Raw genomic sequence first — 10,294 nt, forward strand, 5'->3', positions numbered from 1 at the left:
GCGCCGTCCGCGACGTACATCAGCTCGTCGTTGCGGTGCTGGAACTCCCGGCCGGTGTCGTGGTCGCCGATGAACTCCATCGCGTGCAGCTGATGGTGGCCACGGACCAGGGAGCGCAGCCGGGGCTCGTCGGGGGCGGGTTCGAGGGCGTCCGCGCGGACCACGTCGACGCTGCACGCCGGGTCGGCCGCCGCGAGAAGCTCGACCGCGGTGGTGCGCAGCGCGTCGGCGACCTTCTCCAGGGAGCTGCGGCTGGGCCGCGCCCGCTCGTTCTCGATCTGGCTCAGGAAGGGCACCGACAGGCCGCTGCGTTCGGCCACGACGGCAAGGGTGAGCTCCAGGGCCCGGCGCCGCCGCCGGACGGCCGCGCCCACCCGCAGGGGCTGTTCTTTGTGGTCGCCCATAGCTCCGGCTCCCTCCTCGGCTCGTCGTCGTCGCGTCCCGGGTGCGTACGTCCCATCACAGCGCATCGCGCCGTGTGTTCGGTGGCTGTTCGCCAGATCGTCCCCGAACCACGCACGACGCGTTCCCTGATGACTTCCTTGCACCCTACGCATGTTCGTCAAACCGTTTCATGCGCCGGTCACATCGGTGTCACCCCTCGTCGGGTACGACCCTCACGGTTCGCGCCAGGAGATGGGCCGCCGAGCCCGTCCTCACGCCCTTCCCCGCGCGCGGGCGGCGATGCTGACCAGCGGTGGCGGCAGGCGGAACGATCAGGCCAAGGTGAAGGCCTGGCGCTCCGTGGTTGGCCGGATCCTTGTCGTACGCGGAACAGGTCCGTCCGGAAACGCCGAGAGGGGTGGGCTTCCCCGGAGACACCCGCACGCACGCGTGTGCCCGGTTCGGCCCACCCCTCCTGAGAGCGGCTCCCTCAGTTGCTTGATACCCCTTTCGCACCGCTCTTGCCCCCGGAACCCGCGACCGGCGCCCATTTCCCGGCGAGCTGGGGGTTCGCCTTCAGCCAGGCACGGACCGCGTCCTGTTCCCCGCCCTTGCCCGCCCGCTGGATACGGGCCTCCAGACCGGTGAGCTGTGCCTCGGTCATGGAGAAGTTCTTCAGCCAGGCGCCGACCTCGGGATTGTCGTCGGCGAAGCCCTTGCGGGCCAGCGTGTGCACGCCGTCGCCCTTGCCCCAGGCGCCCTTCGGGTCCTTGAGCTTCTTCAGGTCGTAGTCGCTGTACGCCCAGTGCGGCGACCAGAGGGTGACGGCGATCGGTTCCTTCTTGGCGTACGCGCGCTTGAGTTCGGCGAGCATGGCCGGAGTGGAGCCGTCGACGACCTCGTACTCGCCGTCGAGGCCGTACGCCCCCAGAACCTTGTCCTTGAGGAGGCCCATCATTCCGGCGCTCGGCTCGATGCCGACGATCCTGCCCTTGAACTGCGACGACTTCCCCTTGAGGTCGGCGAGCGAGTCGACGCCCTTCACGTACGAGGGAACGGACAGCTCCAGGGAGGTGGGCCCGTACCACTTGCCCAGGTCCTCCAGCTGGTCGCCGTACTTCTTCCAGTACTCGGCGTGGGTGACGGGCAGCCACGAGTCCGTCTGGAAGTCGATCTGGCCGGTGGCCAGCCCCGTGTACAGCGGGCCGGCCGCGTACTGGGTGGTCGTGACGTCGAAGCCGCGCTCCTCCAGGAGCTCCTTCCACAGGAACGTCGTGGCGATGCCCTCGTCCCAGGGGATGTAACCAATGGTGACCTTCTTGCCCTGGCCCACGTCCGTCGCGGTGGTCCGGGTGCTCTGCGAGGAGGAGCCGAAGATCCCGAGGCCGCCGGCGACGAGCGCCAGGACGACCACGCCGGCCAGCGCGACGACCGGGCTGGGGCGGTGGTTCCAGAGCTTCGGGGTGCCCGCGGTACGTGCTTTCGCGGCTGCGCGGCGGCCCAGCGGGGAGATCTGGGCGCCTAGCGCGCCGGTCATGCGGTCGAGGTAGATGGCGAGGACGACGATGCCCAGACCCGCCTCGAAGCCGAGGCCGATGTCGAGCTGGCCGATGGCCTCGTTGACGGCGCCGCCGAGCCCGCCGGTGCCGACCATGCCGGCGATGACGACCATGGACAGACCGAGCATGATGACCTGGTTGACGCCCGCCATGATCGTCGGGAGCGCGAGCGGCAGCTGCACGCGCAGCAGCGTGTCGCGGGGCGGGGTGCCGAACGCCTCGGCGGCCTCGACGAGTTCGGCGTCGACCTGACGGATGCCGAGCTCGGTCATGCGTACGCCGGGAGCCAGGGCGAAGATCAGCGTGGCGACGACGCCCGCGGGGACGCCCATGCCGAAGAACAGGATCGCCGGGATCAGCAGGACCATCGACGGCATCGTCTGGAGCAGGTCCAGGACAGGCCGTACGACCGCGCTGACGGTTTTGGAACGGGCCGCCCAGATACCCAGCGGGATCGAGATCACCAGGGCGATCAGGGTGGCGACGAGTACCAGGGACAGCGTCGACATGGCGCGGTCCCACAGGGCCATGGAGTCGACGAGTGCGAATCCGGCGAAGGCGAGGACGCCCGCGACCAGGCCGCGCAGCCACCAGGCGGCCACCGCGAGGATGCCGGCCAGGAGGAGGGGCTCCGGGGCGGTGAGGACGGCGTAGATGCCGTCGTAGAGACCTTCCACGACCGTCTTGATCGCGTCGAAGAGCCAGGACATGTGGTTGACGAGCCAGGTGACGCCGTCGTCGACCCAGTCGCCGAGCTGGAGCCTAGGCACGGGCGGTCACCTTCCCCTCCGCGTGGGCGGGGACATTCGCGCTGTCCCAGGGCTCGGGGTCGCCCTGCTGGTCGCCCAGGAACCCGAGGATGCGCTGTCTCGGTACGACGCCGACCAGTTCGTGGTCCGCGGTGAGCACCGCGACGGGGTGGGTCAGGTGGGCGCTCAGCGCGCAGAGTTCGGTGAACGGCGTGTCGGGCGTCGCCGTCGGACAGTCGCAGTCCGCCTCGTCGCCACGGGTCTCCGGGTCCATGACGGCGCCCGCGGTGAGGACACGGGAGCGGTCGACGTCCTTGGTGAAGGAGGCGACGTAGTCGTCGGCCGGGCGGACGAGGATGTCCTCCGCGGTGCCGGTCTGGACGATGCGGCCGTCGCGCATGACGGCGATGCGGTCGCCCAGGCGCATGGCCTCGTTGAGGTCGTGGGTGATGAACACGATGGTCTTCTTGAGGGTCTTCTGGAGTTCCAGGAGCTGGTCCTGCATGTCCCGGCGGATCAGCGGGTCGAGCGCGCTGAACGACTCGTCCATGAGCAGCAGGTCGGCGTCGGTGGCGAGCGCCCGGGCCAGGCCCACGCGCTGCTGCATGCCGCCGGACAGCTCGTCGGGCCACGAGTCCTCCCAGCCGGCCAGACCGCACAGGGCGAGCGCCTCGCCGGCGCGACGCTCGCGCTCGGCGCGGGGCACGCCCTGCACGGACAGGCCGTAGGCGGCGTTCTCGCGGACGCTGCGGTGCGGGAAGAGCGCGAAGTGCTGGAAGACCATGCTGATCTTGTTCGCCCGCAGCGCCCGCAGTTCGCGGTCGCCGAGCGCGGTCAGGTCCTCACCGTCGAAACGGACATGTCCGGCCGTCGGTTCCAGCAGGCCGTTGAGCATGCGCAGCAGCGTCGACTTGCCCGAGCCGGACAGGCCCATGACGACGAAGATCTCGCCGGGTTCCACGCTGAAGGACGCGTCGACGACGGCCGCGGTGGTGCCGTCGTCGCGCAGTTCCTCGCGGTCGGCTCCTTGTTCGAGCCGGGTGACCGCGTCGCCGGGTCGTCTGCCGAACACCTTGTACAGATGCTCGGCCTCAAGCCTGGATGACAAGGGTGCTCCTCGGTCGTACTTTTCGCTCGTGCGCTCGATTGCGCTCTTCGGTGGCGCCGATTGCGACGGTTGCGCGAACAGCGACGTTCGCTCGGGAGCGCCCCTGCCCCCTTCCGACATGGGCAAACGGGCGAGTGCGCCACCTCACAAGGTCTTCGCAGACGGAATGCGAGGGCCCTGGTGGGAGCCGCCGGTGCGCCGGAAGGTGGCGCGCGGGGTGACTGTCAGTGGCGTACGGCATGATGCGGGGCGTGACCGGACGACTGATGCTTCTCGACACCGCCTCGCTCTATTTCCGCGCCTATTTCGGCGTCCCGGAGTCCGTGAAGGCTCCGGACGGCACGCCGGTGAACGCCGTGCGCGGGCTGCTCGAATTCATCGACCGGCTGGTCAAGGACCACCAGCCGGACCAGCTGGTGGCGTGCATGGACGCGGACTGGCGTCCGCAGTGGCGGGTCGACCTGATCCCCTCGTACAAGGCCCACCGCGTCGCCGAGGAGCGCGAGACGGGGCCGGACGAGGAGGAGGTGCCGGACACCCTGTCGCCCCAGGTGCCGATCATCGAAGCGGTGCTGGACGCGCTCGGCATCGCGCGCGTGGGCGTGGCGGGATACGAGGCGGACGACGTGATCGGCACTTTCACCGCGCGCGCGGTGGGCCCCGTCGACATCGTCACCGGCGATCGCGACCTGTACCAACTGGTCGACGACGAGCGCGGGGTGCGCGTCCTGTACCCGCTCAAGGGCGTGGGCACCCTGCAGCTGACCGACGAGGCCTGGCTGCGCGAGAGGTATGGGGTGGACGGGAAGGGGTACGCGGATCTGGCCCTGCTGCGCGGCGACCCGAGCGACGGGCTGCCGGGCGTGCCGGGGATCGGCGAGAAGACGGCCGCGAAGCTGCTTGCCGAGTTCGGCGACGTGGCCGGGATCATGGCCGCGGTCGACGATCCGAAGGCGAAGCTGACGCCCTCGCAGCGCAAGCGGCTGGACGAGTCACGGCCGTACGTGGAGGTCGCGCCCAAGGTCGTCCTGGTGGCCGGCGACGTGCCGCTGCCGGATGTCAACACGGCGTTGCCGCGCACCCCCCGCGACCCCGCGGCGCTCGGCGCGCTCGCTGCCCGCTGGGGACTTGGGGGTTCGTTGGAGAGATTGCTCACGACACTCGGAAGGTGAGGCACCACCGATCCCGGGAGATGCACGATGAGAAGGCCTCACCACCAGGCACACCCCCGAGGAGAACGACACCTCATCTCAGAGAATGCCGTTCTCGCTTTAAGGCATCGTTACGAAACAAATCGCCTCGGGCAACAGGGTTGGATCGGGGAGAGGTGCTAACTTAGGTAAGCCTAAGCAAGGGAACAGGGAGGCCGTCATGGCAGAGCGCCCGGAACGCAGGGCTCCGAAGACCCACTCCGCGCAGGTCGTCCGCACCGAGCGACTGACGCCGCACATGCAGCGCGTGGTTCTGGGCGGCGACGGCCTCGCCGAGTTCACCGCCGGCACACGCACCGACCACTACGTGAAGCTGCAGTTCCCGGCCGAGGGCGTCACCTATCCGGAGCCCTTCGACATGCAGCGCATCCGCGAGGAGTTCCCGCGCGAGCAGTGGCCCGTGACCCGCACCTACACGGTGCGCGCCTGGGACCCCGAACTGCGCGAGCTGACCCTCGACTTCGTCCTGCACGGCGACGAGGGTCTCGCCGGGCCCTGGGCGATGCGCGTACAGCCGGGCGAGACGGTCGTCTTCGGCGGCCCCGGCGGGGCGTACGCCCCCGACCCCGACGCCGACTGGCATCTGCTCGTCGGCGACGAGAGCGCACTGCCCGCGATCGCCTGCACCCTGGAGTCGCTGCCCGACGGCGCCAGGGCGTACGCCTTCGTGGAGGTCGCCGGCCCCGAGGAGGAGCAGAAGATCGACTCCGACGTGGAAGTCCGCTGGCTGCACCGCGGCGAACGCCCCCTCGGCCAGGCCCTCGTCGAGGCCGTGAGCGGCCTGGAGTTCCCCGCGGGCCGGGTGCAGGCGTTCGTACACGGCGAGGCGTCCTTCGTGAAGGATCTGCGCCGGTTGCTGCGGGTGGAGCACGAGATCCCGCGCGAGGATCTCTCGATCTCCGGCTACTGGCGCCTCGGCCACAACGAGGACGGCTGGCAGGCGTCCAAGCGGGACTGGAACGCGCGGGTGGAGGCGGAACAGGAAGCTGCCGCCCCGACAGCCTCCTGAGCCTCAGCGCTCCGACTCAGCGCTTCGTCCGGGCCAGGGCAGACAGGCAGCCCTGGCCCGAGATGGTCGAACAGTTCCGGGCCGGCCTGCCCGAACAGCCGGGGCAAGTCGCGAGCGTCCCGAACTCCACTCCCCCGCCGCCCAGTTGACGGCGCGAAGATCCGCCACGTCTTCCTCCTCCACGCCTCGAAGCCACCGGCGAGAACGACCGCCGAGCCGGCAGTAGGCCCCCGAACCTCCTCACGTCGCCCGGCCGCCCTCGGCACGTGAGGACTTGGGTCCCGCCTCGACACGGTCACGACATCCCTGCGAAACAGCGCCTCCCTAATTTCTGTCACCCGACAGGAATTACGCGCCGAAGGCAGGTCCCGCCGTGACCACGACCGCTTCCCCCGACGTACGCCCCGATCCGCCGGATCAATCCGTCGACCGTTCCCTGGCCGAGTTCGGCTACCCCCAGGAACTGCACCGCAGCCTCGGCCGGTACGCCTCGTTCGCCGCCGGGTTCTCCTTCATCTCCGTCCTGACGACGGTCTTCCAGTTCTTCGCCTTCGGATACGCGTTCGGCGGCCCCGTCTTCTTCTGGGCCTGGCCCGCCGTACTGATCGGCCAGTTGCTGGTCGCCGCGTGCTTCGCGGAACTGGCCGCCCGCTATCCGATCTCCGGAGCGATCTACCAGTGGTCGTCGCGGCTCTCGAACCTCACCTTCGGCTGGTTCGCCGGCTGGATCATGGTGATCGGGCAGATCGTGGTGGTCGCGGCGGCGGCACTCGCGCTCCAGGTCGTCATGCCGGCCATCTGGTCCGGCTTCCAGCTGGTCGGCGACGACCCGGCCCCGACCTCGGCGAGCGGCGCGGCCAACGCGGCGATTCTCGGCGTGCTCCTGCTGGCCCTCACCACCCTGGTGAACGTCCTGGACAACCGGGTGATGTCCCTGATCAACCGGGTCGGCGTGACCGCCGAGATCATCGGCGCCTTCCTGATCATCGTGCTCCTGTTCACCCACTCCGAGCGCACCCCCGGCATCACCTTCCACACGGGCACGGCACTGCAGTCCGGCCTGACCGGGGCACTGCTGGTGGGTTCGTTCACTGCGGCCTACGTGATGATCGGGTTCGACAGCGCGGGCGAGATGAGCGAGGAGACACACCATCCCCGGCGCACCGCACCCCGTACGATCCTCACCGCGCTCGCCTCGGCGGGCCTGCTGGGCGGGCTGATCATCCTCGCCGGCCTGCTCGCCGCGCCGAGCCTCACCGACGGCCGGCTCGGCGTCGAGGGCCTGAGCTACGTCCTGACGAGCAGCCTCGGCGACGGGGTGGGCCGCGCCCTGCTGGTCGACGTGGTGGTGGCGATCGCGGTGGCGACGCTCGCGATCCAGACGGCGGCCTGCCGGATGCTGTTCTCGATGGCCCGCGACGGCCAGCTGCCGTTCTCGGCCCGCCTCGCGAAGGTCAACCCGCGCACGGGCATGCCGAACGCCCCCGCCCTGGTCGTCGGCGCCCTGGCGGCGACCCTGCTCCTCCTCAACTTCGCCTCCCCGGAGGCCTTCCTGGCCATCGGCACGACCTGCATCGTGATGCTGTACCTGGCGTACGCGATGGTGACGGGCCCGCTCCTCGTCCAGCGCCTGAAGGGCACCTTCACCACCGACGGCACCGACGAGACCGGCAAGCCCCTCTTCTCCCTGGGCCGCTGGGGCATCCCGGTGAACGCCCTCGCCCTCCTCTACGGCCTCTTCATGACGGTCAACCTGGCCTGGCCCCGGGCCGCGGTGTACGACCCGGCGGGCGGACACTGGTACTTCCAGTGGTTCACCGTGCTGTTCCTGGTGGTCACGGTGGGAGGCGGGGGCTTGTACCGGCTTGCGCGTACGCAGCGGGCGCGCTCCGCCGAGAGGACTTGACCCACCGCACGACGGTCTCCGACGCACAGACAGCGATTCGCCGTGGCCGGTTGCCCGTGGGCTCAGCAGTCGGCCACGGCGACCTGACTCGGATCGGCGTCCAGTTTCAGTCAGACAATGCCTACGGCGCATTCCAAGTGGCCGACGCCCGCCCGTGCGTTGACGTGATTTCACAGTCGATCCAATAGCGGGCCCGCGACATCGGCGAAACCGCGGCCTCACTCAAGACCGGCCACCCTGCCTCAATCCAGCACGAAATCCGATGCGACAGGGGCGGCCGGTGCTGCTGCGAGGAGAATGGGCCTGGGAACCGTTGTCAGTGTGGCCAGAACCAGCCATTCCCCAAAGAGCCCGAGCGCCGCATCATAAGACGCATGAATAGCGACACCTCCACGCGGATTTGGTCAGTGCCGAGTGTGTTGTGCCCCTTTCCGGTCACGTACAACGAGCCGGCGGCTCGCAGGGCGGACGAGGACATAGTCGCTTGGGCGCTGAGCCTTGATCTCTTCCCGGGGCAACGGGCCGAACTGAACGGATATCGCTTCGGCACCTTCGCCGCGCTCACGCACCCTGACGCGGTCGACCACGATCACCTGATGCTCGTGGCCCGCAACATGACCGCCCTGTTCGCCGCGGACGACCACTACTGCGACGAGGGCATAGAGGGTGTCCGCCTCGCCATGAGTGCCTCACGGCTCGCGGGGTCGTTGACCGCTCTGGAGAACGGCGCCCGGCTGCCCGACTGCCCCTCGATCGAGGGCTTTGTCGGCAGCGACCCGGTGGCACATGCCCTCCGCGAGACCGCGGAACACATCGCACGCTTGGGCACGCCGGCGCAAGTAGGCCGTCTGCGCCACGAGACAACCGCTACGTTCTTGGCCATGGCGGCGGAAAACTCGTGGCGTATCGCCAGGCACGTTCCCGATCCCGCCGAGTACTTGGCTCATCGTAAGTACAACGGGGCGATGGCATGCCTGGTACTGATCGATGTCGCCGGGGGCTACGAACTGTCCGCCCGCGACTGGGAAGATCCTGGTGTCCGATCTCTGTCGCTTGCCGCCTCTTTGATGATCATGCTGGTGAACGACTTGTATTCGGTCGCCAAGGAAAGCGCCGACATCGGCAGCCACAGTTTGCCCACCGTGCTCTCCGCACGTCACGGGTGGTCTCTCGAACGGAGCATGTGCGCGACCGGCGAACTGCACGACAACCTCATGCGTGCGTATCTGCGTCTGGAACCCGATGTCGCGCGCGACGCCTCGCCCGAACTCACCCGCTACCTCGCCGGGCTGCGGCACTGGATGCGGGGAAACCTCGAATGGCACACCCTCACCGGACGACACAACAACCGCGCGGGACGCCCGACCCCCAGGACAGGACCGCACGGTCCCACCCACGACCGCGTCAAGGCCGACAAACACTACTCGGCCGCCGCAGGTGTCTGTCCCCACTGCGGAGACCGACACCAGTCAGCCACAGCTGTTGCGTAGACCGTCCGGAGGAGACCGGGCGGCAGCTCTCTGACCTGCGGTGCGTGAACGGCCGAGCGCCGGAGAGGGGGCCCGCCGGACCACGCTTCTCATATGCTTGATCGTGATGAGACGCCGTACCCCGCCCCCGCCCTCTCCCCTGCCGCAGCGCGACGGGGTGGATCCGGTGCGCGTTCGCCTGCCGACCGGGGATGCGTGGAGGACCGTACGAGATCATCTCGACGCCCGGCTCGCGGCAGGGGCCGGCGTCATCGACGAAATGCTCGACGCGGGCCTGATCGTGGACGGCACCGGACGTCCGGTGCCGAGGGACATGGCGTATGTGCCCGGGATGTTCGTCTGGTTCCACCGGGAGCTGCCCGACGAGGAACAGGTGCCCTCCCCGGTCGACGTCCTGTACCGGGACGATCACGTGGTGGTGGCCGACAAGCCTCATTTCCTGGCCACCATCCCGCGCGGCAGTCATGTCGCCGAGACGGCTCTCGCCCGGCTGCGGAGGCAGTTGGGTATCCCGACTCTCGGCGCGGCACATCGACTGGACCGGCTGACGGCCGGGGTGGTGCTGTTCACCGTGCGGCCCGAGGAACGCGGGGCGTACCAGTCGCTGTTCCGGGACAAGCGGGTGACGAAGGAGTACGAGGCCGTGGCGCCTTACGATCCGGCGCTGGTCCTGCCCCGCACCGTACGCAGCCGGATCGTCAAGGAGCGCGGGGTCATGGCGGCCCGCGAGGTCGAGGGCGAGCCCAATGCCGTCAGCCGGATCGAGTTGCTTGAGCACGGGCACGGGCGTGCCCGGTACCGGCTGATGCCACGTACCGGGCAGACGCACCAACTAAGGGTGCACATGAGCGCGTTGGGGGTGCCGATCCTCGGCGATC

General features: G+C 69.2%; 8 protein-coding genes. 5 read left to right on the forward strand and 3 right to left on the reverse strand.

The genetic code is table 11. The annotated features are described in order from the left end of the window. The 3 genes from STRTUCAR8_RS43725 to STRTUCAR8_RS43735 form a co-directional block, all read right to left on the reverse strand. On the reverse strand, window positions 1-404 hold a 404-nt coding region (locus STRTUCAR8_RS43725), incomplete at its 3' end, for a helix-turn-helix domain-containing protein (protein WP_044473922.1). Window positions 405-874: 470 nt separating this feature from the next. Then, the gene (locus tag STRTUCAR8_RS43730) at window positions 875-2,713 is read right to left on the reverse strand and encodes an ABC transporter permease/substrate binding protein (protein WP_006382901.1); all 1,839 of its coding nucleotides are present in this window, start codon (window positions 2,711-2,713) and stop codon (window positions 875-877) included. After that, on the reverse strand, window positions 2,706-3,800 hold the full coding sequence (locus STRTUCAR8_RS43735; protein ID WP_006382899.1) for a quaternary amine ABC transporter ATP-binding protein: 1,095 nt from the start codon (window positions 3,798-3,800) through the stop codon (window positions 2,706-2,708). The genes STRTUCAR8_RS43730 and STRTUCAR8_RS43735 overlap by 8 nt, the downstream gene beginning before the upstream one ends. A 242-nt stretch (window positions 3,801-4,042) precedes the next feature. Between STRTUCAR8_RS43735 and STRTUCAR8_RS43740 the strand changes: the two genes are divergently transcribed. The 5 genes from STRTUCAR8_RS43740 to STRTUCAR8_RS43760 form a co-directional block, all read left to right on the forward strand. Then, the gene (locus STRTUCAR8_RS43740; protein WP_179200666.1) at window positions 4,043-4,972 is read left to right on the forward strand and encodes a 5'-3' exonuclease; all 930 of its coding nucleotides are present in this window, start codon (window positions 4,043-4,045) and stop codon (window positions 4,970-4,972) included. 199 nt (window positions 4,973-5,171) lie between these two features. Next, window positions 5,172-6,020: a siderophore-interacting protein gene (locus tag STRTUCAR8_RS43745; RefSeq protein ID WP_006382902.1), complete on the forward strand. Its 849-nt coding sequence runs from the start codon at window positions 5,172-5,174 to the stop codon at window positions 6,018-6,020. Between the two features lie 373 nt (window positions 6,021-6,393). After that, a complete protein-coding gene (locus tag STRTUCAR8_RS43750; protein ID WP_006382898.1) occupies window positions 6,394-7,926 on the forward strand; it encodes an amino acid permease in 1,533 nt (510 codons plus the stop codon). Between the two features lie 374 nt (window positions 7,927-8,300). Beyond that, window positions 8,301-9,416: a terpene synthase family protein gene (locus STRTUCAR8_RS43755; RefSeq protein ID WP_234372579.1), complete on the forward strand. Its 1,116-nt coding sequence runs from the start codon at window positions 8,301-8,303 to the stop codon at window positions 9,414-9,416. 106 nt (window positions 9,417-9,522) lie between these two features. Then, on the forward strand, window positions 9,523-10,294 hold a 772-nt coding region (locus tag STRTUCAR8_RS43760; protein WP_044473923.1), incomplete at its 3' end, for a pseudouridine synthase.

It is taken from the genome of Streptomyces turgidiscabies Car8, from assembly GCF_000331005.1.
In the GTDB taxonomy this organism is placed as follows: Bacteria; Actinomycetota; Actinomycetes; order Streptomycetales; family Streptomycetaceae; genus Streptomyces; species Streptomyces turgidiscabies.

What these genes read in the sequence shown, in the direction of transcription:
- STRTUCAR8_RS43740 (WP_179200666.1), top strand. Translation starts at nt 4,043, where the DNA reads ATGCGGGGCGTGACCGGACGACTGATGCTTCTCGACACCGCCTCGCTC.
- STRTUCAR8_RS43745 (WP_006382902.1), top strand. Translation starts at nt 5,172, where the DNA reads ATGGCAGAGCGCCCGGAACGCAGGGCTCCGAAGACCCACTCCGCGCAG.
- STRTUCAR8_RS43755 (WP_234372579.1), top strand. Translation starts at nt 8,301, where the DNA reads ATGAATAGCGACACCTCCACGCGGATTTGGTCAGTGCCGAGTGTGTTG.